Source organism: Streptomyces sp. NPDC090119 (assembly GCF_044747085.1).
Classification (GTDB): domain Bacteria; phylum Actinomycetota; class Actinomycetes; order Streptomycetales; family Streptomycetaceae; genus Streptomyces.
In genome coordinates this window covers 155,083-181,084 of record NZ_JBIVDK010000007.1, presented here as the reverse complement: position 1 = coordinate 181,084, position 26,002 = coordinate 155,083, and the positions used below count along the sequence as shown (strand labels likewise).

The 26,002-nt window shown below is 72.3% G+C and carries 24 protein-coding genes and 7 tRNA genes; 21 read left to right on the top strand and 10 right to left on the bottom strand.

The window, feature by feature from the left end; genetic code table 11:
* Positions 1–67 precede the first annotated feature (67 nt).
* The 7 genes from ACIPPM_RS27985 (at position 68) to ACIPPM_RS27955 (ending at position 9,990) form a co-directional block, all read left to right on the top strand.
* Positions 68–898, top strand: coding sequence for a MetQ/NlpA family ABC transporter substrate-binding protein (locus ACIPPM_RS27985; RefSeq protein WP_401452747.1), 831 nt, complete (start codon positions 68–70; stop codon positions 896–898).
* Positions 899–944: 46 nt separating this feature from the next.
* The gene (locus ACIPPM_RS27980) at positions 945–1,778 is read left to right on the top strand and encodes a MetQ/NlpA family ABC transporter substrate-binding protein (protein ID WP_401452745.1); all 834 of its coding nucleotides are present in this window, start codon (positions 945–947) and stop codon (positions 1,776–1,778) included.
* Between the two features lie 148 nt (positions 1,779–1,926).
* Positions 1,927–2,565 (top strand): GNAT family N-acetyltransferase, encoded by a 639-nt coding sequence (locus tag ACIPPM_RS27975; RefSeq protein WP_401452743.1) that lies wholly within the window; start codon positions 1,927–1,929, stop codon positions 2,563–2,565.
* Between the two features lie 101 nt (positions 2,566–2,666).
* Positions 2,667–3,884, top strand: coding sequence for a precorrin-6y C5,15-methyltransferase (decarboxylating) subunit CbiE (gene cbiE, locus ACIPPM_RS27970; RefSeq protein WP_401452741.1), 1,218 nt, complete (start codon positions 2,667–2,669; stop codon positions 3,882–3,884).
* 385 nt (positions 3,885–4,269) lie between these two features.
* The gene (cobT, locus tag ACIPPM_RS27965; RefSeq protein WP_401452739.1) at positions 4,270–7,674 is read left to right on the top strand and encodes a nicotinate-nucleotide--dimethylbenzimidazole phosphoribosyltransferase; all 3,405 of its coding nucleotides are present in this window, start codon (positions 4,270–4,272) and stop codon (positions 7,672–7,674) included.
* Between the two features lie 181 nt (positions 7,675–7,855).
* Positions 7,856–9,091 (top strand): uroporphyrinogen-III C-methyltransferase, encoded by a 1,236-nt coding sequence (gene cobA / locus ACIPPM_RS27960; protein ID WP_401452737.1) that lies wholly within the window; start codon positions 7,856–7,858, stop codon positions 9,089–9,091.
* 77 nt (positions 9,092–9,168) lie between these two features.
* Entirely contained in the window at positions 9,169–9,990 is an 822-nt protein-coding gene (locus tag ACIPPM_RS27955; protein WP_401452735.1) for a TrmH family RNA methyltransferase, read from the top strand.
* Here ACIPPM_RS27955 and ACIPPM_RS27950 read toward each other — a convergent pair.
* A complete protein-coding gene (locus tag ACIPPM_RS27950) occupies positions 9,972–11,282 on the bottom strand; it encodes a protein kinase (protein ID WP_401452733.1) in 1,311 nt (436 codons plus the stop codon). The two genes, ACIPPM_RS27955 and ACIPPM_RS27950, sit on opposite strands and share 19 nt — an antisense overlap.
* A 590-nt stretch (positions 11,283–11,872) precedes the next feature.
* Here ACIPPM_RS27950 and ACIPPM_RS27945 point away from each other — a divergent pair.
* The 3 genes from ACIPPM_RS27945 (at position 11,873) to ACIPPM_RS27935 (ending at position 13,541) form a co-directional block, all read left to right on the top strand.
* Complete coding sequence (locus tag ACIPPM_RS27945) at positions 11,873–12,049, top strand: hypothetical protein (RefSeq protein WP_389004676.1); 177 nt, start codon at positions 11,873–11,875, stop codon at positions 12,047–12,049.
* 158 nt (positions 12,050–12,207) lie between these two features.
* A complete protein-coding gene (locus ACIPPM_RS27940) occupies positions 12,208–13,149 on the top strand; it encodes a phosphotransferase family protein (protein ID WP_401452731.1) in 942 nt (313 codons plus the stop codon).
* Between the two features lie 98 nt (positions 13,150–13,247).
* The gene (locus ACIPPM_RS27935; RefSeq protein WP_401452729.1) at positions 13,248–13,541 is read left to right on the top strand and encodes a zf-TFIIB domain-containing protein; all 294 of its coding nucleotides are present in this window, start codon (positions 13,248–13,250) and stop codon (positions 13,539–13,541) included.
* 56 nt (positions 13,542–13,597) lie between these two features.
* Here ACIPPM_RS27935 and ACIPPM_RS27930 read toward each other — a convergent pair.
* From ACIPPM_RS27930 to ACIPPM_RS27910, 5 genes are all read right to left on the bottom strand, one after another.
* Positions 13,598–13,669, bottom strand: a tRNA-Val gene (locus tag ACIPPM_RS27930).
* 63 nt (positions 13,670–13,732) lie between these two features.
* Positions 13,733–13,804: transfer RNA gene (locus ACIPPM_RS27925), tRNA-Val, on the bottom strand.
* Positions 13,805–13,830: 26 nt separating this feature from the next.
* Positions 13,831–13,902 (bottom strand) — tRNA-Val (locus ACIPPM_RS27920).
* Position 13,903: 1 nt separating this feature from the next.
* Positions 13,904–13,977: transfer RNA gene (locus ACIPPM_RS27915), tRNA-Cys, on the bottom strand.
* Between the two features lie 38 nt (positions 13,978–14,015).
* Positions 14,016–14,088: transfer RNA gene (locus ACIPPM_RS27910), tRNA-Gly, on the bottom strand.
* Positions 14,089–14,267: 179 nt separating this feature from the next.
* Here ACIPPM_RS27910 and ACIPPM_RS27905 point away from each other — a divergent pair.
* The 3 genes from ACIPPM_RS27905 to ACIPPM_RS27895 are packed head-to-tail and all read left to right on the top strand — an operon-like array spanning position 14,268 to position 17,030.
* The gene (locus tag ACIPPM_RS27905) at positions 14,268–15,332 is read left to right on the top strand and encodes a chorismate-binding protein (RefSeq protein ID WP_401452727.1); all 1,065 of its coding nucleotides are present in this window, start codon (positions 14,268–14,270) and stop codon (positions 15,330–15,332) included.
* Positions 15,329–16,150 carry an aminotransferase class IV gene (locus tag ACIPPM_RS27900; RefSeq protein ID WP_401452725.1) on the top strand — a complete coding sequence of 274 codons (822 nt, stop codon included), beginning with the start codon at positions 15,329–15,331 and terminating at the stop codon, positions 16,148–16,150. Before ACIPPM_RS27905 ends, ACIPPM_RS27900 begins: the two co-directional genes overlap by 4 nt.
* A 55-nt stretch (positions 16,151–16,205) precedes the next feature.
* Complete coding sequence (locus ACIPPM_RS27895) at positions 16,206–17,030, top strand: GNAT family N-acetyltransferase (protein ID WP_401452723.1); 825 nt, start codon at positions 16,206–16,208, stop codon at positions 17,028–17,030.
* Between the two features lie 4 nt (positions 17,031–17,034).
* Here the strand turns inward: ACIPPM_RS27895 and ACIPPM_RS27890 are convergent, their stop codons facing one another.
* Entirely contained in the window at positions 17,035–17,559 is a 525-nt protein-coding gene (locus tag ACIPPM_RS27890; protein ID WP_401452721.1) for a DsbA family protein, read from the bottom strand.
* Positions 17,560–17,801: 242 nt separating this feature from the next.
* Between ACIPPM_RS27890 and ACIPPM_RS27885 the strand changes: the two genes are divergently transcribed.
* Positions 17,802–18,248 (top strand): hypothetical protein, encoded by a 447-nt coding sequence (locus ACIPPM_RS27885; protein ID WP_401452719.1) that lies wholly within the window; start codon positions 17,802–17,804, stop codon positions 18,246–18,248.
* Between the two features lie 189 nt (positions 18,249–18,437).
* Positions 18,438–18,590, top strand: coding sequence for a hypothetical protein (locus tag ACIPPM_RS27880; RefSeq protein ID WP_165425682.1), 153 nt, complete (start codon positions 18,438–18,440; stop codon positions 18,588–18,590).
* A 73-nt stretch (positions 18,591–18,663) separates the two neighbouring features.
* On the opposite strand, the gene ACIPPM_RS27875 is transcribed toward ACIPPM_RS27880, so the two are convergent.
* Positions 18,664–19,224, bottom strand: coding sequence for a CGNR zinc finger domain-containing protein (locus tag ACIPPM_RS27875; RefSeq protein ID WP_401452717.1), 561 nt, complete (start codon positions 19,222–19,224; stop codon positions 18,664–18,666).
* 298 nt (positions 19,225–19,522) lie between these two features.
* Complete coding sequence (locus ACIPPM_RS27870; RefSeq protein WP_010351314.1) at positions 19,523–19,936, bottom strand: SsgA family sporulation/cell division regulator; 414 nt, start codon at positions 19,934–19,936, stop codon at positions 19,523–19,525.
* Between the two features lie 190 nt (positions 19,937–20,126).
* On the opposite strand from ACIPPM_RS27870, the gene ACIPPM_RS27865 reads away from it, so the two are divergent.
* The 3 genes from ACIPPM_RS27865 to ACIPPM_RS27855 all read left to right on the top strand — a co-directional run bounded on the left by ACIPPM_RS27865 (position 20,127) and on the right by ACIPPM_RS27855 (position 21,145).
* Positions 20,127–20,579, top strand: coding sequence for a TIGR02611 family protein (locus ACIPPM_RS27865; RefSeq protein ID WP_401452715.1), 453 nt, complete (start codon positions 20,127–20,129; stop codon positions 20,577–20,579).
* 61 nt (positions 20,580–20,640) lie between these two features.
* A tRNA-Val gene (locus tag ACIPPM_RS27860) sits at positions 20,641–20,712 on the top strand.
* Positions 20,713–21,073: 361 nt separating this feature from the next.
* Positions 21,074–21,145, top strand: a tRNA-Val gene (locus ACIPPM_RS27855).
* A gap of 71 nt (positions 21,146–21,216) precedes the next feature.
* Here ACIPPM_RS27855 and ACIPPM_RS27850 read toward each other — a convergent pair.
* Positions 21,217–21,942, bottom strand: coding sequence for a 3'-5' exonuclease (locus ACIPPM_RS27850; protein WP_401452713.1), 726 nt, complete (start codon positions 21,940–21,942; stop codon positions 21,217–21,219).
* Between the two features lie 168 nt (positions 21,943–22,110).
* On the opposite strand from ACIPPM_RS27850, the gene ACIPPM_RS27845 reads away from it, so the two are divergent.
* From ACIPPM_RS27845 to thrS, 3 genes are all read left to right on the top strand, one after another.
* The gene (locus ACIPPM_RS27845) at positions 22,111–22,677 is read left to right on the top strand and encodes a DUF4365 domain-containing protein (protein WP_401452711.1); all 567 of its coding nucleotides are present in this window, start codon (positions 22,111–22,113) and stop codon (positions 22,675–22,677) included.
* On the top strand, positions 22,674–23,909 hold the full coding sequence (locus ACIPPM_RS27840; protein ID WP_401452709.1) for a hypothetical protein: 1,236 nt from the start codon (positions 22,674–22,676) through the stop codon (positions 23,907–23,909). The genes ACIPPM_RS27845 and ACIPPM_RS27840 overlap by 4 nt, the downstream gene beginning before the upstream one ends.
* A gap of 94 nt (positions 23,910–24,003) precedes the next feature.
* On the top strand, positions 24,004–25,980 hold the full coding sequence (thrS, locus tag ACIPPM_RS27835) for a threonine--tRNA ligase (protein WP_401452707.1): 1,977 nt from the start codon (positions 24,004–24,006) through the stop codon (positions 25,978–25,980).
* Positions 25,981–26,002: the final 22 nt, after the last annotated feature.

Sequence of the window (26,002 nt, the reverse complement as noted above, 5' to 3'; positions counted from 1 at the left end):
TCCCCCCTTCAGGACTCCCCGGCCACCCAAGCCCGGGGTCGCACCACCTTCAGGAAAGGCACTTTTCGTGCGTAACACCGCCAAGCTCACCACTGCCGTCCTCGCCGCCGGAGCCCTCACCTTCGGGCTCTCCGCCTGCGGCTCCGGAAAGGACTCCGGCTCCGCCGACGCCAACGGCCCGCTGATCGTCGCCGCGAGCCCGACCCCGCACGCCGAGATCCTCGACTTCGTCCAGAAGAACCTGGCCAAGAAGGCCGGACTCGACCTGCAGGTCAAGGAGTTCACGGACTACATCACGCCGAACACGGCCACCGAGGACGGCTCGGTCGGCGCCAACTACTTCCAGAACCAGCCGTACCTCGACGACTTCAACAAGAAGCGCGGCACCCACATCGTGCCCGTCGTCACGGTCCACCTGGAACCGCTCGGCCTCTACTCCCACAAGGTCAAGAAGGCCGACGACCTCAAGAGCGGTGCGACCGTCGCCGTCCCCAACGACGCCGTCAACGAGGCCCGCGCGCTCAAGCTGCTCGCCGCCAACAAGCTGATCACGCTCAAGGACGGCGTCGGCTCCGAGGCCACCCCCGCCGACATCACCAAGAACCCCAAGAACCTGAAGTTCAAGGAGGTCGAGGCGGCCCAGACCCCGCGCTCCCTGGACGACGTGGACGCGGCGGTCGTGAACGGCAACTACGCCATATCCTCCGGCCTCAAGCCCGCCAAGGAGGCCATCGCCCTGGAGTCCGCGGAGAACAGCCCCTACGGCAACTTCCTCGCGGTGAAGAAGGGCGACGAGAACGACCCGCGGGTCAAGAAGCTCGCGAAGCTGCTGACCTCGCCCGAGGTGAAGAAGTTCATCGAGGACAAGTACCAGGGTTCCGTCATCCCCTCGTTCTGACCGCGCCCGGCAGCCAGACCCCGACCGCTCTCAAGGGGATCGACACATGCGCAAGACCGTATGGCTCGCGGCGGCCACCGCCGCGGCCCTCTCGCTCGGCCTGACCGGCTGCGGCTCAGGCTCGGCCACCGGCAAGGGAGGTGACACCGACGGCCCGCTCGTCGTGGGTGTCACCCCCGTCCCCGCCGGTGAGGTGCTCCACCACATCGACGAGCATCTCGCCGCCAAGGCCGGACTCAAGCTGGAGATCAAGGAGTTCACGGACTACGTCCTGCCGAACACCGCGCTCCAGGAGGGCACGCTCGACGCGAACCTCTACCAGAACCAGCCGTTCCTCGACGACTTCAACAAGTCCAAGGGCACCGACCTGGTCTCGGTGGTGAAGGCGTACCTGCCGCCCATGGGGGTCTACTCCCACAAGGTCAAGGACGTCCGCAAGCTCCGTGACGGCGCCACCGTCGGCGTGCCCAACGACCTCACCAACGAGGCCCGCGCGCTGAAGCTGCTCGCCGCCGCCGGTGTCATCGAGCTGAAGCCCGGCGCGGGCGCCGACGCCTCCCCGGCCGATGTCACCAAGAACCCCGGGCACCTGAAGTTCCGCGAGATGGAGGCCGCCCAGCTGCCCCGCTCCCTGGACGACATGGACGCCGCCGTCATCAACAACAACTTCGCCCAGGACGCCGGCCTCAGCCCCACCAAGGAGGCCATCTACCTGGAGTCCGCGAAGAACAACCCCTACGCCAACCTGCTCGCGGTGAAGAAGGGCAGCGAGGACGACCCGCGGGTGAAGAAGCTGGCGAAGCTGCTGACCTCGCCCGAGGTGAAGAAGTTCATCGAGGACAAGTACAAGGGGTCGGTCCTGCCCGTCAGCGGCGACTGACCTTCACGCACGGGCCCGCCCCCGCCTCCCGCGACAGGCGGCAGGGGGCGGGCCCGTACGTGCACATGGGTGCTGTCATGCTGCATGCTGGGCAGTTCAGCGGGCCCTGACGGACCCTCACGAATCATCGAAGGTTACGGAGCGGCGCATGACTAGCACCTTCCCCAACGTCTCCATCTCCACGGAGCGGTTGGGCCTGCGTCCCCTCGACGAGGACGACCTGCCCGCCCTGGCCGAGATGATGAACGACGAACAGGTCGCCGCCTGGACCGACGTCCCCCAGCCCTTCACCGAGGACGGCGCCCGGCGCTGGATCACCCGGTACGCGCCCGCCGAACGCGCCGCCGGACGCGGCATCGACCTCGCCGTCACCGAGTTCCTCACCCAGCGCCTGGTCGGCGTCGTCCAGCTCGGCAAGACCAACTGGCGCATCCGGTCCACCGAGCTGTCGTACATCATCGCCCCCTGGGCACGCGGCGAGGGCTACGCCTCCGAGGCCGCGCTCGCCACCGCCAAGTGGCTCTTCGGCGACCAGCGCTTCGAGCGCATCGAACTGCGCACCGCCGCCGACAACACCGCCTCCCAGCAGGTCGCCCAGAAGATCGGCTGCATCAGCGAGGGCGTGCTCCGCAACGCCTGCATAGTCCACGTGCGCACCGAGGACGGCAGCTGGACCGACATGCGCACCGACTTCATCATCTGGAGCCTGCTGCCCGAGGACCTCGAGGGCAGCGACGAACAGCTCGCCGACAGCCGGGGCTTCGGCTCCTACGCCCAGTGGAACTGACCCCGCCCCGCCGCCCCGTCCCGCCGCGCCACCAGGTAACCTCACGAAGCCCGTATCCGGGCCCCCTCTGAACGACACGCGAAGACCTGGAGACGACGACGATGGCCGACCGGGTCACGGTGATCGGCTGGGACGGCTCGCCGCTTACCGACGCGGCACGCGGCGCCCTCGGCGCCGCCACGCTCGTCGCGGGCGCCCCCCACCACCTCGCGCTCCCCGAGATCCCGGAGACCGCCGAACGCGTCCGCCTCGGCAGCGTCACCCTGGCCGCCCGCCGGGTCGCCGCCCACCGCGGCACCGCCGTCGTGCTCGCCGACGGCGACCCCGGCTTCTTCGGCGTCGTCCGCTCCCTGCGCGACCCCGAGTTCGGCCTGGAGGTCGAGGTCATCCCCGGCGTCTCCTCCGTGGCCGCCGCCTTCGCCCGCGCGGGCATGCCCTGGGACGACGCACATGTGGTCGTCGCACACCCCCGCACGCTGCGCCGCGCCGTGAACGTATGCCGCGCCCACACCAAGGTCGCCGTCCTCACCTCACCCGGTGCCGGACCCGCCGAGCTCGGCCTGCTCCTCGACGAGGTGCACCGCACCTTCGTCGTCTGCGAGGAACTCGGCACCGAGAACGAGCGCGTCAGCGTCCTCACCTCCGACAAGGCCCCCGACCACACCTGGCGCGACCCCAACGTGGTCATCGTCATCGGGGCCCCCGCGGCCGCCGTCGAGGGCGGCGGCTGGATCGCCGGCCGCGACCCGAGCGCCGGCCCGCGCGGCTGGACCCAGCCCGACGAGGTGTACGGCGGCGTCCTCGGCGAGGGCGAGAACGAACTGCTCCGCGCCGCCCAGCTCGCCCGGCTCGGCCCGCGCACCGGCGACCTGGTCTGGGACATCGGCTGCGGCTCCGGCGCCTTCGCCGTGGAGGCCGCCCGCGCCGGTGCCGCCGTACTCGCCGTCGACCTCGACCCCGAGTCCTGCGCCCGCACCGACGCCGTCGCCCGCGAGTTCGGGGTCCACCTCCAGATCGTGCGGGGCGAGGCACCGCACATCCTGGAGAACCTGCCCGAGCCGGACGTCGTACGCGTCGGCGGCGGGGGAGCGGCCGTCGTCGCGGCCGTGGCCGACCGGCGCCCGCAGCGCATCGTCGCCCACGCGGCCACCCGCGACGCCGCCGAACTCATCGGCAGGGACCTCACTGAGCACGGCTACCGGGTCGAGTGCGCCCTGCTCCAGGCCGTCGGACTCGACACCAAGTCCTGGACGGAGAACGAGCGGAGCGTCGTCTTCCTGCTCAGCGGCGAGCTGCCGCCGCGCGAGACCCCGCGCTGAACCAGCGCCGTACCATCGCGCCCGATTCGCCCCGTGATCCGGTTGTCGTACCGCGCGCGGTAGGCTGGCCGATCGTTGTACCGCACCCGCGATCCGGAAGTTCGTTCGTCAATGTCCGGAAAGCTCGCCCGGTTTGGGGCGGTGGGTGAGGTACGGCAAAACCGGAGGACGCGCAACGTGGCGCAGTCCACAACGGGCTGTCACGTGATCTCGCTGTCACGACGGCACAACGGCCGCGAGAATGCCACCGAATGGCTTTGTCGCCATTTCTGGCGGGTCGTTCGTGCCGATGCGCACGGACGCTCGTTCTCACTACGGGGCGGTCGGTGCGCCGTTCCACGTGAGCTGGTCGTAGGAGCACTAAACCGATGGGCGAGGGGTACGCATGACCGACACCGGCCAGGTCCCGGCCGAGGGACAGCCGGAGAGCGCAGGCATGGTGGAGCAGCCGGGCGCCCTCGGGCACGGCGCGTACACCTACCTCGCCGAGGCGCCCGCCGAGGACGAGGACCTGCTGCTGCCGGGCGCTCAGGGCGCGTGGGGCAACGAGATGCCGCCGCCCGCCCCGGAACCGATCTTCGAGGCCGTCCACCAGCCGGACGCCCATGAGACGGCGGGCCGGGACACCGGCTCCGTCGACCTCGGCGGCGTACGGCTGCCCGAGCAGGGCCCCGGCTCGCTGCCGTCGGCCGCGCACGAGGCGCCGACGGCCGTACAGCCGCCGCGCCGTCCGCTGCACCTCGGCCCGCCCCTCCCGGACGCCTCCGCGAGCCCGGTCCGCTCCCTCGCCGACCGTGGCCCCGCCGGAGCGCCGCCGCGGCCCATGGCCGGGCCCGAGTACCTCGACGTGCAGGCGCTGCCCGACCCGGCCCCGCAGACCGCGGCGCCCTGGGGCACCGCCCCGGCGGAGGCCGTCGCACCGGCGGCCGAAACGGTTGTCCCGGACGTGGCCGTGCCGGAGACGGCTCTTCCGGAGACGGTTCTTCCTGAGACGGCCCCCGCTGACGCGGCTCTGCCCGACGCGGGTCTGCCCGAAGAGGTTCTGCCCGACGCGCAGGGCGCGCCCGTCGAGCAGGGGGAGGCCGCGCAGGCCGCCGTCGACCGGCTGACCGCGCAGGCGGAGGCCGCCGTGGAGGAGGCGCCGGAGACCCCCTTCGTGGCCGAGGTACCGGAGGCGGAGGTGCCCGAGCAGGCCGTGGAGGCCGTCCCCGAGGCCGCTCCGGGGTACGAGGCAGAGGCCGCCATCGAGGAGGCCCTCGTGGAGGCCGTCGAGGCGGAGGTCTCGGCCGAGGCCGCCGAGGTGACGCCCGAGCCCGTCGTGGTCCCGGAGGCTGTCGCTCCCGTGGCCGTCGCGCCGGAAGCCGCCGCCCCGGAGGCCGAGGAGGAGGCTCCGCAGGCTCCCCAGGGCGTGGCCGAGGAAGTGGCCCCCGTCGAGGAGGCCCCGCAGGCCGTCGAACCCGTCGCGGTCCCCGTCACCCCGGCCGCCCCGGTCGAGGAGGTCGCGGCGGAAGCCGTACCGGAGGCCGAGGCCGTCGCCGAGGCTCCCGTGGCGGAAGCCCCGCTCCCGGCCGAGGACTTCCCGCTCCCCGAGCCCGAGCTCCCCGCCGACCCCGAGGACATCCCGGTGGCCGCCCCGCAGCCCTTGGTCTTCGAGGCCACCGAGCAGCCCGCGTCCCCGGCCCCCGAAGAGGCACCCGCCCACGAAGCGCCCGCGGGCCCCCAGCTCCAGGCCCCCGAGGAGGCCCCCGCCTTCGCGGAGCCGCTGCCCTCCGGCCTGCTGGCCGCACCGCACCCGGCGCAGCCGCTCGGGCAGTTCGTGGCCGTCGACGGCCAGGTGCCGACCACCCCGCACCTGGCCCCCACCCCGCCGCAGCCGCTGATCCTGCCCGACCTGGACGCGTTCGCCCCGCAGGGCCCCGTGGCCGCCGTGCCCACGCCCCGCGCGGCCGAGGAGCCCGAGCCGGACTTCGTCCAGCACGCCGAGGACCTGGTCACGACCGACGCCGACCAGCCCGAGGAGCCCGAGCCCGCCGAGGCGGAGCCCGCGCCGCCCCTCGGACCGGCCGCGCCCGCGTACAACGACGCCGAGCGCGAGGCCGTGCTGAAGGTGATCCGCGAACGCCGCGACATCCGTAACGGCTTCCGCGGCGACCCGATCCCGCACGACGTGCTGCTCCGCGTCCTGGAGGCGGCCCACACCGCCCCCTCGGTCGGCCACTCGCAGCCCTGGGACTTCGTCGTCATCCGCTCCGCCGACACCCGGCGCGCGATGCACGACCTGGCCATGAGCCAGCGTGAGGCGTACGCCAAGTCGCTGCCCAAGGGCCGGGCGAAGCAGTTCAAGGAAATGAAGATCGAGGCCATCCTCGACACCCCGGTGAACATCGTCGTCACCGCCGATCCCACCCGTGGCGGCCGCCACACCCTCGGCCGCCACACCCAGCCGCAGATGGCCCCCTACTCCTCCGCGCTCGCGGTGGAGAACCTCTGGCTCGCCGCGCGCGCCGAGGGCCTCGGGGTCGGCTGGGTCAGCTTCTTCGACGAGCGGGAGATGGTCCGCGCGCTCGGCCTGCCCGAGCACCTGGAGGTCGTCGCCTACCTGTGCGTCGGGTACGTCGACGAGTTCCCGGACGAACCCGAGCTGATGCAGGCGGGCTGGTCCAAGCGCCGCCCGCTGTCCTGGGTGGTGCACGAGGAGACGTACGGCCGCCGCGCCCTGCCCGGAGAGGAACCCCACGACCTGCTTGCCGAGACCGTCGCGCAGATCCGCCCGCTCGACGCCAAGGCGCTCGGCGAGGCGTGGGAGCGCCAGAAGCGTATGACCAAGCCGGCCGGCGCGCTGGGCATGCTGGAGATCATCTCCGCGCAGCTCTCGGGCCTGTCCCGCCAGTGCCCGCCGCCCATCCCGGAGCCCGCGGCCGTGGCCGTGTTCGCCGGTGACCACGGAGTGCACGCCCAGGGCGTCACCCCGTGGCCGCAGGAGGTCACCGGCCAGATGGTCGCCAACTTCCTGGGCGGCGGCGCGGTCTGCAACGCCTTCGCCAACCAGGTCGGCGCCGAGGTGTGCGTCGTGGACGTCGGCGTCGTCGCCGACCTGCCCGCCACCCCCGGTCTGCTGCCCCGCAAGATCCGCGGCGGCACCTCCGACATGACCACCGGGCCCGCGATGACCCGTGAGGAGGCCAGAGCCGCCATCGAGGTCGGCATCGAGACCGCCCGCGACCTGGTCGCCGCCGGGAACAAGGCGCTGCTCACCGGCGAGATGGGCATCGGCAACACCACCGCCTCCGCCGCGCTGATCTCCGTCTTCACCGGCGCCGACCCGGCCGAGGTCACCGGCCGGGGCACCGGCATCAACGACGAGACCCTGGCCCGCAAGACCGACGTCGTCCGCCGTGCGCTGGAACTCCACCAGCCGGACCCGGCCGACCCGATCGGGGTCCTCGCGGCCCTCGGCGGCTTCGAGCACGCGGCCATGGTCGGCCTGCTGCTGGGTGGCGCCTCGCTGCGCACACCGGTGATCCTGGACGGGGTGAGCGCCGGTGCCGCCGCGCTCGTCGCCCGGGCCATCGCCCCCGAGGTGCTGGCGGCCTGCATCGCCGGTCACCGCAGCGCCGAGCCCGGCCATGTGGCCGCGCTCAACAAGCTGGGCCTGCGCCCGCTGGTCGACCTCGACCTGCGCCTGGGCGAGGGCACCGGCGCGCTGCTGGCACTGCCGCTGGTGCAGAGCACGGCCCGCGCGATGCACGAGGTGGCGACGTTCGACTCGGCGGGCGTCACCGAGAAGTAGGCCGTCACAGAGGGCCGGACCACCCCTAGGTGGTCCGGCCCTCGCGCGAGAGGGGCGGTCCGGTGTTCACCCACCGGACCGCCCGTGCCGCCGCCCGCCCCGGCGCCGTAAAATCCGCACGTCAGGGCCGCTCCGCCGCCGTAGCGCGCCTACCGCAGAGCAGGACGAGGAGCCGCACCTCATGGCCGAACACCCCGCCTACCCCGTAGGTCTCCGCCTGGCCGGCCGTCGCGTGGTCGTCCTCGGCGGCGGCCAGGTCGCCCAGCGCCGCCTCCCGGCGCTGATCGCGGCGGGCGCGGACGTCCTGCTGGTCTCGCCCGAGGCCACGCCCTCCGTGGAGGCGATGGCCGACGCGGGCGAGATCACCTGGGAGCGGCGGCCGTACGCCGAGGGTGATCTGAACGGCGCCTGGTACGCCCTGATCGCCACCAGCGACCCCGTCGCCAACGCCACCGCCTCCGCCGAGGCCGAACGCGAGCGCGTGTGGTGCGTCCGCTCCGACGACGCCGACCAGGCCACCGCGTGGACGCCCGCCACCGGCACCAGCGAGGGCGTGACCGTCGCCGTCCTCACGACCAGCACGCGCGGCCGCGACCCCCGGCACACCGCCGCCATCCGCGACGCGGTCGTGGCGGGCCTCAGCGACGGCACCCTGGTCGCCCCCCACCACCGCACCCGCACACCGGGTGTCGCCCTGGTCGGCGGCGGCCCCGGCGACCCCGACCTGATCACCGTCCGCGGGCGCAGGCTGCTCGCCGAGGCCGACGTCGTCATCGCCGACCGGCTCGGCCCGCGCGACCTGCTCGCCGAACTCCCGCCGCACGTCGAGGTCATCGACGCGGCGAAGATCCCCTACGGGCGGTACATGGCCCAGGAGGCCATCAACAACGCCCTGATCGAGCATGCCAAGCAAGGCAAGTCTGTGGTCCGGCTCAAGGGCGGCGACCCGTTCGTCTTCGGCCGGGGCATGGAGGAGATGCAGGCGCTCGGCGAGGCGGGCATCCCCTGCACCGTCGTCCCCGGCATCTCCAGCTCGATATCGGTACCGGCCGCGGCCGGGATACCCGTCACCCATCGCGGTGTCGCCCATGAATTCACCGTGGTCAGCGGCCATGTCGCTCCCGACGACGCGCGCTCCCTGGTCGACTGGCCCGCGATGGCCCGCCTCACCGGCACCCTCGTCGTCCTCATGGGCGTCGACAAGATCGGCCAGATCGCCGAGACCCTGATCGCCCACGGCAAGGACCCCATGACCCCCGTGGCCCTCGTCCAGGAGGGCACCACGGCCGCCCAGCGCCGGGTGGACGCGACGCTGGCCACCGTGGCGGAGACGGTACGCGCCGAGGCCGTGAAGCCCCCCGCGGTCATCGTCATCGGCGCCGTGGTGGACGCCGCCGCGCCCGCCGACCGGCCCTGACCCGCTCCCTCCCGCAGCACCCCTACGCAGCACCCCTACAGAAGCCCCCCTACAGAAGAACAAGGCAGCAGCACCCCGTGGCCCAGCTCATCACCGTCGACGACCCCGCCGACCCGCGCCTGCACGACTACACGAACCTCACCGACGTGGCCCTGCGCCGCCGACGCGAGCCCGCCGAGGGACTGTTCATCGCCGAGGGCGAGAAGGTCATCCGCCGCGCGGGCAACGCCGGTCACGGCATGCGCTCGATGATGCTCACGCCCAAGTGGGTCGACACGATGGCCGACCTGATCGAGGAACTGACCTGCCCGGTCTACGTGGTGACCCCCGAGCTGGCCGAGCAGGTCACCGGCTACCACGTCCACCGGGGCGCCCTCGCCTCCATGGCCCGCAATCCGCTGCCCACGCCCGCCGAACTGCTGGAGTCCGCCGGACCCGAGGGCACCCCGCGCCGGGTCGCCCTCTTCGAGGACATGGTCGACCACGCCAACCTGGGCGCCGCCTTCCGCAACGCCGCCGCCCTCGGCGTGGACGCCGTCCTCCTCACCCCGCGCTGCGCCGACCCGCTCTACCGGCGCTCGGTGAAGGTGTCCATGGGCACGGTCTTCGCGGTGCCGTACGCCCGCCTGGACTCCTGGCCGCACGACGCGGACACGCTCCGCGCGCACGGCTTCGAGCTGGCCGCGCTGTGCCTCTCGGCCGACTCCATCACCCTGGACGAACTCGCCGCCCGCCGCCCGGAGAAGCTCGCCCTGATGCTGGGCACCGAGGGCGAGGGGCTGTCACCGGCGGCCCTCGCGGCGGCCGACGTCCATGTGCGCATCCCGATGGAGGCGGGCGTCGACTCCCTGAACGTGGCGGCGGCCTCGGCGGTCGCCTTCTACGTGACCCGCCCCTGACCGACCCCCGGCCCAGCGACCTGCCGCACCCCGGTACGGTGCTCGCCGCCGTCCCCGCCCAGACCGCGCGCCGGACCCGTACAGCCCTGGGCCACCGCGATGCCCAGGGCGACCAGCAGCGTCACCACCACGAACACGGTCAGCCGCTGCCGCAGCAGCCGGGGGTTGGCCGGACGGAGCTTGGTCCCCGTGGTGCGCGGAGCGGGGCGGCCCGCACCACTGCGCGGGGCCGGGCGGTTGCCGGTGCCACGCTGCGCCGGGCCGGGCCGGGTACCGGGACGGGACGCGACACCGCCACGCGAAGGTGCCCCACCACGGGAGGGCGCGGCGCCGCGCGGCGGCGGGGTGCCGGGGGCGGCCCTGCGCTGTGTGGTGCGCTGCTGGTCGGGCGAGGTGTCCGCGAGCCGCCCCGAGGGCCGCTCCGCCATCGGCGTACGCGGTCCCGGCGGCCGTACACCCAGGCCCTGTGCCTCGCGGGCCGCGATCTCCTTGAGCCGCAGCGACAGTTGGAGCGTGCTCGGCCGGTCCGCGGGGTCCTTCGCCAGGCAGGCCCGCACCAGCGGCGCCAGCGCGTCCGGCACCCCGTGCAGCTGCGGCTCCTCGTGCACCACCCGGTACAGCATGACCTCGGAACTGCCGTGCCCGAAGGGCGAGTCACCGGTCGAGGCGTACGCCAGGGTCGCGCCCAGCGAGAACACGTCCGTGGCCGGGGTGACCGTCGCGCCGCGCACCTGCTCCGGCGCCAGGAAGCCGGGGGAGCCCACCGCCGTACCGACATGCGTGAGCGTGGAGGCGCCGGTGGCCCAGGCGATGCCGAAGTCGATGATCCGCGGGCCCTTGGGCGACAGCAGGATGTTGGACGGCTTCAGGTCCCGGTGCACCACACCGGCCTCGTGCACCGCCACCAGCCCCTCGGACAGGGCCGCGCCGATCGCCGCGGCGTCCGCCGCGTACAGCGCGCCCTCCTCGGCGACCTTGTCGTGCAGGGACGGGCCGGGCACGTACTGCGTGGCGAACCAGGGCCGCTCGGCCTCCAGGTCCGCCGCCACCAGCCGTGCCGTACAGCCGCCCCGGATACGCCGGGCCGCCGACACCTCGCGTGCGAACCGTGACCGGAACTCCTGGTCCTCCGCGAGATCGGGCCGGATCACCTTCAGCGCGACCCGCTGGCCCTTCTTGTCGGAGCCGAGGTAGACCACGCCCATCCCGCCCGCGCCGAGCCGTCGGTGAAGCCTGAACGAGCCGACGACGCGCGGGTCCTCGCGCCTCAGGCGCATCATCGCCATGTTCATCCCCGCTGCCCGGTCCCTGTGACGTGCCCAGCTTACGTTTCCACGGCCGCCCGCGCGCAGAGGCCGCGCCCTCTCGGGCCGATGGATTGCGCCTACCCCATGCCGCAGGTGAAACGCGGTCAGCGACACGGATCTTGCTGTGTGGTTGATGTAAGAACGCCACCAACCCTCTGACCTGGTACCTACGTTGACTTTAAGTCAACTGGCGGCAGGGGACAGCGTCCCGGAACGCGGGGGAGGAGCGGGCGGCCACCGCTCCGACGGCCCACGGCGCCGCACCGCCTCCCGTTCCCGCCCACGGACGGCCAAAGTGACTGAAGTCACGCCAATCCACCCCTGGGAGGAGACACGGGGGCGGGCGGCCGCGACCCTTCCGGGAAGACCCTGAGACTCCTCCCCGCGTCTCCACCCAGGGGAGTAGTTCGGGAGAGGAGGCTCATCCTCCGGGAGGCCCGCCATTCGGTACGAGGGCATGACGCCCGCCCGGCGCCGCGAACCTAGATTTGAGGTCAAGCGGCGGGTGCGGCGCTCGCCCCCCGAGGCTGGACGCCCGCCGCTGTCGACAACCGAATCGGCCGGGAGAAGGAACCATGGCCCCCACGGCACCGAGGCACGACGCGTTCGCTCGACGCCGCGCGGGCCGCCGCCACCCCCTGGTGGCGACACTCATGGCCCTTCCCCTGGCGGCCCTGCTCCTCCTCGTCTTCGACGGCTGGGAGACGGTGGCCACACAGGCGTCGTCCGTGGGTGCGTTGCTGGGTCGCTGAGAAGCGGACCAGGCCCGGAAGAGCGGTCCGGGCGGGATCTCCCTCCCATCCAGGAAACCCCGTGGGGACGGGGGTGCGACGGACGGCACGCAATGCCGGCGCAGCTGGGGAGCTGCGCCGGCTTTGCGTTTTCCGCACCCCCAGTACGCTCACCTCCCGTGACCCCAGAAGCAGCCCCGGCCCTGACGGCCCGCCTCAGGACGGCCGTACATCCTGGCGCCGGTCCGTGCGCCTGCGTCTGCGGCCCGCTGGCCGACCGCCCGGACGCCACCGTCGTCCGGCACGGCGCGACGGTCGCGAAGGCCCACGCCCCGGACACCGACCCGCGCGAGCTGGCCCTCCGCCTGGCCGTGGCCGCCCGCCTCCCCGGCGTCCTGCTGCCCCCGCTCACCCCCGCCCCGGACCGCCTGGACGGCCGCCTCATCACCCACTGGCCCTACGGCACCCCGGTCGACCGCGACGACCCCGACGCCGCCCCCTGGGAGGCCACGGCCACCCTCCTCGCCCGCCTCCACCGCGTCCCGGCGCCCCCGGGCCTGCCCCCGATGCGCGGCCCGGCCAAAGCGGCCCGCGCGATATCGAGGCTGCGCGACACCCTCCGGGACCACCCCACCCCCGCCGCCACGCCCGTCCTGGAAGCCTGGGCCGCCCTCCCGTCCTGGGCCCGCGCCGAAGTCCCCGCCCCCGGCGCCCCGTTCCTCTGCCACGGCGACCTGCACCTCGGCCAACTCGTCCGCCACCCCGCCCCCGACGGCCCCTGGCACCTGATCGACGTCGACGACCTCGGCCTCGGCACCCCCGCCTGGGACCTCGCCCGCCCCGCAGCCTGGTACGCCTGCGGCCTCCTCCCGCCCGACGAATGGCTCCGCTTCCTCACCGCCTACCAGGCGGCGGGCGGCCCCGCCGTCCCGGCACACGGCGACCCCTGGCCCGTACTGGACGTCCCCGCCCGCGCGCTCACCGTGCAGAGCGCCGCGCTCGCCCTCACCAAGGCGCTCACCGCGGACCGGCCGCTGGACGAGGTGGAACAGGCCCTCGTGGACGCCTGTGCCCGAATGACGGCCACCCCCGCCCAGTTGACCCGCGATTTCCCGGAATAGGCTGCAACCGACCGGGGCAGGACGGAGTCTGTCCTGAGAAACGGTCTGTCCTGGGGAAACACCAAGCAGTACCCGACGGCGAGGAGTTGAGCCGAACCATGCAGTGTCCGAAATGCCATGCGCCGATGCACACCTACAACCGCAACGGCGTCCAGATAGAGCAGTGCAACGGCTGCCGCGGCATCTTCCTCGACTACGGCGAGCTGGAGGCGCTGACCCGCATGGAGTCGCAGTGGACCCAGCCCGGCCCGCCGCCGCCCGCCCCGCAGGGTTACCCCGCCGCCCCGCCCGCGCCCGCCTGGGGCGCCCCGCACGGCGGTCACCACGGCGGCGGCCACTACGGCGGCCACCACCGCCACAAGAGCTTCGGCCACATGCTGTTCTCCAGCTGAGAAGTGCACGAAGAAGCCCCCGGTCGCGCAAGGCGGCCGGGGGCTTCTTCGATGTGTGGACGATACTGGGATTGAACCAGTGACCTCTTCCGTGTCAGGGAAGCGCTCTCCCGCTGAGCTAATCGTCCTCGGGACCACGATCGACCGAGCTGACTCGATGTCACTCCATGGAGCGGATCATGGGCACTGCGTGCGCGATACTGGGATTGAACCAGTGACCTCTTCCGTGTCAGGGAAGCGCTCTCCCGCTGAGCTAATCGCGCGGGATGGGACCTTGGATAAGATCCAGTGGACGATACTGGGATTGAACCAGTGACCTCTTCCGTGTCAGGGAAGCGCTCTCCCGCTGAGCTAATCGTCCTTGGAGGTGGAGACGGGATTTGAACCCGTGTAGACGGCTTTGCAGGCCGTTGCCTCGCCTCTCGGCCACTCCACCAGGAGTGTAGGGGATCGGGAAGCCCCCTGTTTCCTGCGAGCGGACGACGAGGCTCGAACTCGCGACCTCAACCTTGGCAAGGTTGCGCTCTACCAACTGAGCTACGTCCGCCTGTCGTTTCGGTCCGCTTGCGCGTCCCGGCGACGTGTTGAACTCTAGCGGATTCCTGAGCCAGCACAAAAACGCGTTTGCGCAGCGTGCTGCGGTGCACCCGGCGGACACCATGGTCGGGGCTCATCACGAGCCTCCGTCCGGCTCGGCTTTCGAGCACCCGGCCTAGACTCGGCCACGTGCTCCACCTCCCGCCCGCCGCCCCCTTCCCGGCTCCTCTGGCCCGCTTCGGCGACCGCGTCGCCACCGGCCTCCTCGACGTCACCAGTGACCCCGCCGCCCTCGACTCCACCGGCTTCTGGACCGTCGTCGCGGACTTCGAGGGGAAGCTGACCTGCGCACGCTTCGCCGACGTACGGCACGCGCCCGTGCCCGCCCCGGTGCCGGGCGCCTGGCGCGGCCCCGCCCCCGAGGAGTGGACGACCTCCCTGGACCGTGCCGCCTATGTACGTGGCGTGCACCGCGTCCGGGAGCACATCGCGGCCGGGGAGGTCTACCAGGCCAACCTCTGCCGGGTGCTGAGCGCACCGGTCGCCCCCGACGCCGACGTCGACGCCCTGACCGCCCTGCTGGCCCGCGGCAACCCGGCCCCCTACGCGGGCACCGTGCGGCTGCCGGAGCACGGGGTGGAGATCGCCACCGCCTCGCCGGAGCTGTACCTGCGCCGGTCCGGGCGCACCGTGGAGTCCGGCCCCATCAAGGGCACCGGCCGTACCGAGGCCGACCTGCTGGAGAAGGACCACGCCGAGAACGTGATGATCGTGGATCTGGTCCGCAACGACCTCGGCCGCGTCTGCGCCACCGGCAGTGTCACCGTCCCCGACCTCTGCGTCACCGAGATGCACCCCGGACTCGTCCACCTCGTCTCCACCGTGCGCGGCGAACCGCGCGCCGGGACCGGCTGGCCCGAGCTGCTCGCGGCCACCTTCCCGCCCGGCTCGGTCACCGGCGCGCCCAAGGCCAGCGCCCTCGGGATTATCGCCGCCCTGGAGACCGCGCCACGCGGCCCCTACTGCGGCGGCATCGGCTGGGTGGACGCCGACCGGGGCACCGCCGAGCTGGCCGTCGGCATCCGTACCTTCTGGATCGACCGGGCCGCCGGGGCCCTCCGCTTCGGCACCGGCGCCGGGATCACCTGGGGCTCCGACGCGGAAGCGGAGTGGCGCGAGACCGAACTGAAGGCGTCCCGGCTGCTCGCGGTAGCGTCGGGGCAGTACCTGGAGAACGGAAAGGCCCGCACATGAGCATCTGGCTGGACGGCGCCCTGCGGGACGCCACGACCGCGAGCGTCTCCGTCTTCGACCACGGGCTGACCGTGGGCGACGGCGTCTTCGAGACGCTGAAGGCGGTCGACGGAAAGCCGTTCGCGCTCACCCGGCACCTCGACCGGCTGACGCGCTCCGCCCGCGGCCTCGGCCTGCCCGACCCCGACCACGACGAGGTCGCCCGCGCCTGCGCGGCCGTACTGGCGGCCAACCCCATGCCGCTCGGGCGCCTTCGGGTCACCTACACCGGCGGTCAGGCCCCCCTCGGCTCCGAGCGCGGCGCCCACGGCCCGACCCTGGTCGTCGCCGTGAGCGAGACCACCCGCCGCCCCGACTCCACGGCGGTCGTGACCGTCCCCTGGGTCCGCAACGAACGCGGCGCCCTCACCGGCCTGAAGACCACCTCGTACGCCGAGAACGTCGTCGCGCTGGCCCGCGCGCGCGAACAGGGCGCGTCCGAGGCGCTGTTCGCCAACTCCGTGGGACAGCTCTGCGAGGGCACCGGCTCCAACGTGTTCGTCGTCCTCGACGGCGAGATCCACACCCCGCCGGTCCCCTCCGGCTGCCTGGCCGGCATCACGCGCGCGCTGACCGTCCAGTGGACGGGCGCCAAGGAGACCGACCTGCCGCTGGACGTGCTGGAGCGCGCCGACGAGATCTTCCTGACCTCCTCGCTGCGCGACGTACAGGCCGTGCACCGGGTCGACGGCCGTGAACTGCCGGGCGCGCCCGGCCCGGTGACCGCCAAGGCGATGCGGATCTTCGAGGAGCGGTCGGCCGCCGACGCCAACCCGTGAGACCGCGCGGGCAATCGGGCTGAACCGGCGCCGTCGAACGGGTACAACTCCCGTGATGACGACGACACTGCGGCCGACCGAGCCGCTTCAGCAGCACGCGGACGGCACCCGTTCACGCCGCTTCCAGGTGTGCGTGAACAGCCGTCCGGTCGGCGCGGTCCACCTGGACACCTCGCCCTTCCTCGGCCCCTCGGTGGCCCGCGTCACCGAACTGCGGATCGACGAACCCGACCGGCGGCGCGGCCGGGGCACGGTGGCCATGCTCGCCGCCGAGGAGGTGGCGCGCGGCTGGGGCTGCCGCCAGATCGAGCTGACCCTCCCGGCCGGTGACGAGGCCGCGTCCCGGCTCACCGACGCCCTCGGCTACGTCCCGCGCAACCGCGGCATGCGCAAGCGACTCGGCGACGAGCCCCCGACGTTCCCCCCGGGCAACACCGGCCGCCCGATGACCGAGGCGGAGTTCACGGCCTGGCAGGCGGCGGAACGGGTGCGGTACGCGGGGGAGTGGATCGAGCGCGGCGTCCCCGAGGCCGACGCCCACGCCAAGGCCCGGCGCGACCACGCCACCGTCCTCCCGGACGGCCTCGCCACCGAAGGCGTCTGGTTCGGCGTCCTGGAGCACGAGGGAACCCCGGTGGGCCACGTCTGGCTGGGCCACCGCGAGGGCGAGCGCTGGATCTACGACGTGCAGACCGACGAGGCCCGGCGCGGCCGGGGGCACGGCCGCGCCCTCATGCTCCTCGCGGAGGCCCGCACGATCTCCGAGGGCGGCCCCACCCTCGGCCTCAATGTCTTCGTGGGCAACACCCCGGCCGAGCGGCTGTACGAGTCGCTCGGCTACGAGACGACGTACCGCACGCTGAGCAAGCCGCTGCTGTAGCGGCTCAGGCCCCCGTGTCGGCCAGCAGGCGGTCGGCGATGCCCTCGATCCGCTCGCGCAGCCCTTCCTGGCTCTTGCCGCCGTCCAGGCGCTCGCCGCCGATCACATAGGTCGGGGTGCCGGTGACGCCGATCGCCTTGCCCTCGGCCTGGTCGGCGTCGACGATCAGGATGTGCCGCCCGTCGATCAGGGCGACGTCGAACTCCTCGGCGTCCAGGCCGAGTTCACGGGCCACGTCGACGAGCGCGGCCTCGCCCCGCCGGTCCAGCTCCTCGGCCCGCGCCAGCACCGCCTCGATGTACGGCCAGCCCTGCCCCTGCTCCATCGCCTCCTCAGCGGCCTGGGCGGCGGCGAAGGAGTGCTTGTGCTTCTCCAGCGGGAAGTGCCGCAGCCGGATCTCCAGCCGGTCGCCGTAGCGGGCACGCAGGGCGCGTACGTCGTCCAGGGCGCCGCGGCAGTCGGTGCACTGGAGTTCGCACCAGATGTCGAGCACGACGGGCTCGGGGTGTGCGGGGGAGGTGTCGCTCATGCGGCCCAGTCTTCCAGGCGGGCGCGGCCGGGCCCAATCCCGGCGGCGGGCGGCCTCCCCGGTGGGGACCCGGAGCGGAGCCGGGGACATCCCTGAGAAGTCCCTGATCTCCGGGCCGGACCATGGCCCCGCCGGGGTCGGGCGGTGCAGGATGGAAGGGACGAAGCGCACCGCCGGTGCTCTCGCCGCCCCGGCCCGGAGCACCGGACCGGAGGACCGACCGACCCCGCCAGGAGGACCGGATGCTCGCCGAGACCGTCTGCTCCGCCGTGTCCGCGGCGGGCCTGGGCATCGCCGCGGTCACCGCCTACCGCAAGCGCTTCCTGACCGCCGTGCGCATAGCGGCCTACTCACTGATCCCGGTCGGCCTGGTGATGACGGGCGCCGTCGGCTGGCTCGCCCGCACCGCCTTCAGCCCGCTGGCCTGGGCCGGCTTCGGGGTGCTCGGCGCGTCCTGGGCGCTGTTCGCCCTCACCCGCGCCGTGGAGCGCCGCCGGGGCACCCGCGCCGAGCGGGCGGCCACGGGAGACGGCAGAGCCACCCCGGTGAGCCCCGCCGCCTCGGCGCCCGCCCTGGGCCGGAACGCGGACCGTGGTTCCGGGCCCGCCGCCGCGCCCTCCGCTCCCGCCAAGTCCTCCTCGGACGACTTCAGCGACATCGAGGCGATCCTCAAGAAGCACGGAATATGAGCCACTGGCATATGCCAGCACCGATGATCTGCACATGACGGACCGGTCACCACATACCGTCACGTCACGTACGAAACCGTTCACCGCGCGGAGCGACGCGAAAGCTACGGTACGAATTCGGCGCAGTCCCGCACTTTCCGTGAGTGTTGATCGCGAGCGGGGCCTGACCTGGGCCATCATCACCGCGAGATGGTCGACACGACACAGAGCGAGGCCGCGCCGCAGAAGGACGAGCCGCGCGGGTGCCTCTTCGCCCTTTCCCAGCCACCGCTGATGATCTTCCTTGCGGTGATCGGGTGTCTGATCCTCATGGCTGCGCTGCACGATCTGCTGTTGCTGTGAGCCGTACGCGTCTGTCCCGGCGTCACCCGCCGGGACCGGCGTCGAACCGCCCCGCACCCGGTGAGTCCCTGGCTCAGCCAGCCGCCTCCTTGCGGCGCGCCCGGTAGGCGGCCACATGCAGCCGGTTCCCGCAGGTCCGGCTGTCGCAGTAACGGCGTGAGCGATTGCGGGAGAGGTCCACGAAGGCGCGCCGGCAGTCCGGTGCCTCGCAGCGCCGCAGCCGCTCCTGCTCCCCGGCCACCACGAAGAAGGCCAGCGCCATCCCGCAGTCCGCCGCGAGATGGTCGGCCAGCGAGGCGCCGGGGGCGAAGTAGTGCACATGCCAGTCGTAGCCGTCGTGGTTGGTCAGGCGCGGGGTGGTGCCCGCGGCCGCGACCAGCTCATTGATCATCTCGGCCGCCGCACGGGCGTCCGGCGCGGCGAAGATCCCGGCGAACCGGCCGCGGACCTCGCGCACGGCGGAGAGGTCGGACTCGGACAGCGTGCCGATGTCGCTGACGGAGTGGCCGTGCGTGAAATCCGCCAGCGCCGCCACGTCCGGCAGCCCGTCCGCCGCCGTGTCGTCCTCCGGCGCGGTGTTCACCAGATCCACCACGGTGTCGAGCGCGCACCGGGTGTCGTGGGTGATCAGCACGTTTCGCTCCCTGGCCTGAGGGTCGGGCGGGCGCCCGCCGATGGGGGCAGATGGTAGCGACAACCGCGCCCGCCCCACCGGCCGCCGCCTCGCGGCGACCCCTGTCCGTGCAACGCCCGCCCGGCCGCCCGGGTTCCCCGGACCCCCGCGAGGGCCCCTCAGGGGCACGCACGCGCGGCGGCGCCGCCTCCGTGATGCGCTCACGGAGGCGACGCCGCCAGGTGCCCTATGCGGTTGTCTCGGCCCGCGCCGTCTCCCCGAGTGGACGGCGCCGGGCGGCTCGGTGGGGTGTCGTGGCCTAGTTCTCCGCCAGGATGTGCGACAGCTCCTGGTCGAGATCGAAGTGCCGGTGTTCCGTGCCGGGCGGCACGGCGGCGTCGGTTCGCTTCAGGAAGGACTCCAGGGCCCGTGCGGGGGCCTCCAGCAGAGCTTCGCCCTCCGGAGAGCTGAGGGCGATGCAGACGACGCCCTGACCATGGCTGCGCGATGGCCAGACGCGGACGTCGCCGGTGCCCGTGGGGCGGTGCAGCCCCTCGGCGAGGAGGTCGCGGGCGAACACCCACTCGACGGTCTCCTCGGCTCCGGTGTGGAAGGTGGCGTGCACGGCGTAGGGGTCGGCCGTGTCGTACCGCAGGCCTGCGGGGACAGGCAGGGAGGACTCGCTCGACACAACGAGGCGCAGGTGCAGCTCGCAGCTGACCGTGGTGTTCATAAGCGCCAGGGCCTTTCGCTCAGTGTGCGCTCGGGGATTCGCACGTCGGCGAAATCGACATGCCACCTACGGTGCCGTTGTAAACCCCTTCGAGGGTTTTGCGTGGCTTTAGGTACCTCTTACGGCCGAGAAGTGATACGAGATCTGCCACCATTCCAGTGACTCATTCGCTCCGGTAGGGTTTGACCGTATGAATACGGGGAGTGACGAGCCGGGTGAGGTCGCCGTGGTGCCCAACGAGGCGGAGACGGACGAGGGGTCGGCCGACGACGGCCTGGGCTCGCGGGCGCCGGAGTTCGTCAAGCAACGCAGGGCCCTGCACCTGAGCTGGCAGGTCGGTGTCTTCGTGATCGGGCTGGCCGTGGTCGTGGCGGGCATCATCATGCTCCCGCTGCCCGGACCCGGCTGGGTGGTGATCTTCGGCGGCATGGCGATCTGGGCGACCGAGTTCGTCTGGGCCCAGCTCGTGCTGCGCTGGACCAAGCGCAAGGTGACCGAGGCGGCACAGAAAGCCCTGGACCCGAGGGTGCGCCGCCGCAACATCACCCTCACCGCGATCGGGTTGGTGATCATCGGCGTGCTCGTCGGGATCTACCTCTGGAAGTTCGGCGTCGTGATGCCCTGGAAGATCAAGGACCAGTGAGCCGGGGTCGCGGGTGGTCACAGGCACCCTCTGACATGGGGTAATGTTCTTCCTGCGCCCAGGGCGATTAGCTCAGTGGGAGAGCGCTTCGTTCACACCGAAGAGGTCACTGGTTCGAACCCAGTATCGCCCACCCTGGTCCGAAGGCCCGTCTGCGAACAGCAGGCGGGCCTTCGGCGTGTGCATGTAAAAAGCGGCGGACACCGTCAAGACCCCCTTCCGGGCGAACCAGACCCCGCCCGCGAGCGACTGATTCCGGCCGACGGTTCCGGCCGACGGCGGAAATGCAGACGATATTCCGACGGAAAGCGTCCGGATTTCCCGCAAGTGCGACAACATGTGAATTCCCCGTGCTAGCAAGTCCCCTTTGCGGGAGTCCTTCTGATTGCCGGTCACTTCCGTCCCCCACCGCACGCACGGCACTCGGCGTCCCCGGCCGGGCGGCGGCGGTTTGGACTCGTCCCGCCCGGACCTGTATGGTTCAGTGCGTTGCCGGGCGATTAGCTCAGTGGGAGAGCGCTTCGTTCACACCGAAGAGGTCACTGGTTCGAACCCAGTATCGCCCACCGGCACGAGAGCCGGTCCGCACACAGCGGGCCGGCTCTTCCGCTGTCCGGAGCCATACGCACCGCCCCGGTCACGCCGCCGCCGACAACTCCTGCCGCAACGGCCACTCCGTACTCACCAGCTCCGGTGATCCGCTGCGCGCGAACCACGCCTGCAACCCCCGCGCCTGCGCCGCGTGCCAGCCCACCTGCAACGCGTGCAGCTCCGCCGGGGACAGCCGCTCCAGCCGCGCCGCGAACCGGCGCCCCACCGCCCGCACCACATCCAGCGCCGCCATCGCGTCCGCCGCCGCGTCATGCGCCTCCCGCAGCGCCACCCCGTACTGCTCGCACAGATCGCCCAGCGTGCGACGGCCCTTGCGGTAACGGTCCAACTGCTTGTCCATCACCCTCGGGTCCAGCACCCGCAGCGGCGCCGACTCGAACCAGCGGTCCAGCGACGACGCCCGGTGCCGACGCAACTCCCGGTCCAGCAGCGTCAGATCGAAGGGCGCGTTCATCACCACCAACGGCCGCCCCATCGCCGTGTGCTCCGCGAGCTGCTGGGCTATCTCGTACACCACCGGCGCCGGCCAGCGGCCGTTGTGCTGGAGATGCTCCTCCGTCAGCCCGTGCACCGCCGTCGCCCCCTCGGGCACCGGCACACCCGGATTGACCAGCCAGCGGCTCACCCTCGGCCGCGTCCCCGGTGCGTCCTGGACCACTATGGCGGCCGACACGATCCGGTCGGTCTCGACGTCCACACCTGTCGTCTCCGTGTCGAAGGCGGCCAGCGCCCCTTCGTACCAGCACGTCATCCCAACCCAACTCCTCGCCCGCACATGGCGGCTGACGTTCCGTCTTCTGCCCGTTTGGTGATACCCGGCCCGTTTGCGCCGTACGCCGGGAGGAGACAACAGGAGTACGGGTCTTTGCAGTTCAGCGGCCCGCAGTGGGGAAACCCCTGGTTCGGAAGGCTGTTGTTCATGGCCATGGCGCAGCCCGAGCGGGGCGGGCTGCTGCCCGCCGGTACGGGCCACCTTCGCGGCACCCTCGCCACCACCGCCTGCATGGAGACCCTGCAGGTCGGCTATCTGCACGCGGTCGCCGCCGCGGCCGGCTGCTCGCTGTCCCAGCCGTTCCCCGACAACGGCATCGACTGGCATGTCAGCCACAGCGCCCCCGGCCACACCGTGGACGACGAGGTCACCATCAAGGTGCAGCTCAAATGCACCTACCAGCTCGCCGCCCGGCCCCCGGGCCCCCACTTCTCCTTCACCCTCGACAACGACCACCTGCGCAAACTCGCCCGCACCCCCGTCTCGGTGCACAAGATCCTCGTCGTCATGATCGTCCCGCGCTCCCAGGACGACTGGCTGCGCGCCGGACACGACCGGCTCGACCTCAGACACTGCTGCTACTGGGTCAACCTCGCCGGACACCCCGTCACCGGACGCACCCGCACCACCGTCCGCGTCCCCACCGCGCGCATCTTCGACGACCGCGCCCTCTGCGAGATCATGACGCGCGTCGGCACCGGAGGCAGGCCATGACAAGCCCCGAAGAACCCCTGCGCATGCTCCGCCCCCACCCCGACGACTCCGCCTGGCACCGGCCCCCCGACCCGGCCCGCGTCGACCCCGCCGACCTCACCACCCTGCTGCGCCGCCACGGCTGGCAAAGACGCGGTGGAGTCCCCGGCCGCTACGGCCGCTGGACCCCGCCCGCCCCCGCCGACGGCCCCACCAGCCTCCTCGTCCCCGAGAGCCGCGCCTTCCCCGACGCCGACGACCTCCTCGGCGAAGCCCTCCAGGCCCTCCACCGCGCCGCCGCCCCGTCCGCCCGCGAGATCCTCATCGCCCTAGCCGTCCCCAGCGACGAGATCCGCTGGCACCGCGACACCCCCGCCGGACCCGTCGACGGCGCCACCCCCTGGACCGTCGACGAACGCCTGCGCACCGCCGCCCGCCAGACCCTCCTTGCCGCCGCCCTCGCCACCCGCGCCCGCACCGGCTACCACGGCGCCCGGCACCGAGGCCCCGCCACCGCGCTGACCGGCGACGTCCTCCTCGGCCCCGCCACCGAAGGCCGCACCCTCACCGCCTTCGCCCCCGCCCCCACCGGCCGCCCCCTCACCGTCCGCCTCCACCACGCCCTGCACGCCACCCGCGAGGCCATCGACTACCAGCGGGCCACCGGAAACATGGACGCCTTCGACGGCGCGGTCGAGGCGGGCGTCAGCCGCGAACTCACCGAAGCGCTCACCGCGCTCGTCCGCGGCACCGAGGGCGCCCGCGTCGCCATCGCCTGGGCACCCGCCGCCGGAGTCCCCGAAGGCTGCGCCGCCTCGGCCGGACCCGTCGAGTTCTCACCCGGCGACCTCCCCGCCCTGCGCGCGGCCGGGGCCCGCTACCTCCACGCCGAACCCTCCGTCGCCGTCAGCGTCACCGGCGTCGTCGTCCGGCTGCGCCGCTCCGGGCCGCGCGGCGCGGGCACCGTACGGCTGCGGGTCCTCGCGGGCGCCGAGGTCCCGCATCTGCGGCTCACCCTCGGCGAGGAGGACTACCGGATAGCGGGCCACGCCCACCTCGTCGGCCTCCCCGTACGCGTGCGCGGCCGCCTGGAGCGCCGGGGCGGCTTCCGCAGGCTCACCGGCGCCACCGGCGTCGTCCCCGTACGGGTCGACGAGACCGAGCGCGACCGGCTGATGAAGTCCCTCCAGGAGAACCTGGACTTCTTCGAGGAGGCATGCGGAGAGGCGTACGGGGACGGCGACGGAGAGTAACCGTTTCGCGGTCGACGGGGGCGGGTCGGTACGATCCCTTGTGCGCGCGCTCCTGGTACGGCGCCGCACTCGAGCCTTCAGTCAGGAGAGACCGGTGTCAGACGTCCGTGTGATCATCCAGCGCGATTCCGAGCGGGAAGAACGCGTGGTGACGACGGGCACTACCGCCGCCGACCTCTTCGCGGGCGAACGCTCCATCATCGCCGCGCGCGTGGCGGGCGAGCTCAAGGACCTCACCTACGCGCTGTCCGACGGCGACGAGGTCGAGGGCGTCGAGATCTCCTCCGAGGACGGCCTCAACATCCTGCGCCACTCCACCGCGCACGTCATGGCCCAGGCCGTGCAGGAGCTGTTCCCCGAGGCCAAGCTGGGCATCGGCCCGCCGGTCAAGGACGGCTTCTACTACGACTTCGACGTGGAGAAGCCCTTCCACCCCGATGACCTCAAGGCCATCGAGAAGAAGATGCAGGAGATCCAGAAGCGGGGCCAGAAGTTCTCCCGCCGTGTGGTCTCCGACGAGGACGCCCGCGCCGAGCTGGCCGACGAGCCGTACAAGCTGGAGCTGATCGGCCTCAAGGGCTCGGCCTCCTCCGACGACGGCGCGGACGTCGAGGTGGGCGCGGGCGAGCTGACCATCTACGACAACCTGGACGCCAAGACCGGCGAGCTGTGCTGGAAGGACCTCTGCCGAGGCCCCCACCTGCCCACCACCCGGAACATCCCGGCGTTCAAGCTGATGCGCAACGCGGCCGCCTACTGGCGCGGCAGCGAGAAGAACCCGATGCTCCAGCGCATCTACGGCACCGCCTGGCCGTCCAAGGACGAGCTGAAGGCGCACCTGGAGTTCCTCGCCGAGGCCGAGAAGCGCGACCACCGCAAGCTCGGCAACGAGCTGGACCTCTTCTCCATCCCGGAGCAGATCGGCTCCGGCCTCGCCGTCTTCCACCCCAAGGGCGGCATCATCCGCCGGGTCATGGAGGACTACTCGCGGCGCCGCCACGAGGAGGAGGGCTACGAGTTCGTCTACACCCCGCACGCGACCAAGGGGAAGCTCTTCGAGACCTCGGGTCACCTGGACTGGTACGCCGACGGCATGTACCCGCCCATGCAGCTCGACGAGGGCGTGGACTACTACCTCAAGCCCATGAACTGCCCGATGCACAACCTGATCTTTGACGCGCGCGGCCGCTCGTACCGTGAACTGCCGCTGCGGCTGTTCGAGTTCGGGACCGTGTACCGGTACGAGAAGTCGGGCGTCGTGCACGGCCTCACCCGGGCCCGCGGCTTCACCCAGGACGACGCGCACATCTACTGCACCCGTGAGCAGATGGCGGAGGAGCTCGACAAGACGCTCACCTTCGTCCTCGGTCTGCTGCGCGACTACGGTCTGACCGACTTCTACCTGGAGCTGTCCACCAAGGACGAGACCAAGTTCGTCGGCACGGACGACGCCTGGGAAGAGGCCACCGAGACGCTGCGCCAGGTCGCCGAGAAGCAGGGTCTGCCGCTCGTGCCCGACCCCGGTGGCGCCGCGTTCTACGGTCCGAAGATCTCCGTCCAGGCCAAGGACGCGATCGGCCGCACCTGGCAGATGTCGACCATCCAGCTCGACTTCAACCTGCCCGAGCGGTTCGACCTGGAGTACACCGGCCCCGACGGCTCCAAGCAGCGCCCGGTGATGATCCACCGCGCTCTGTTCGGAAGCATCGAGCGGTTCTTCGCCGTGCTCCTGGAGCACTACGCGGGTGCCTTCCCGGCATGGCTGGCTCCGGTGCAGGCGGTGGGCATCCCGATCGGGGACGCGCACGTCGAGTACCTGGAGAAGTTCGCGGTCGAGGCCAAGCGGAAGGGCCTGCGGGTCGAGGTGGACTCCTCCTCCGACCGGATGCAGAAGAAGATCCGGAACGCCCAGCGCCAGAAGGTGCCGTTCATGATCATCGTCGGTGACGAGGACATGAACGCGGACACCGTCTCCTTCCGCTACCGCGACGGCTCGCAGGAGAACGGCATCCCGTTCGAGGACGCCATCGCCAAGATCGAGAAGGTCGTGGCGGAGCGGGTCCAGGTCTGACCCGACAGATCTCCCCGAACCC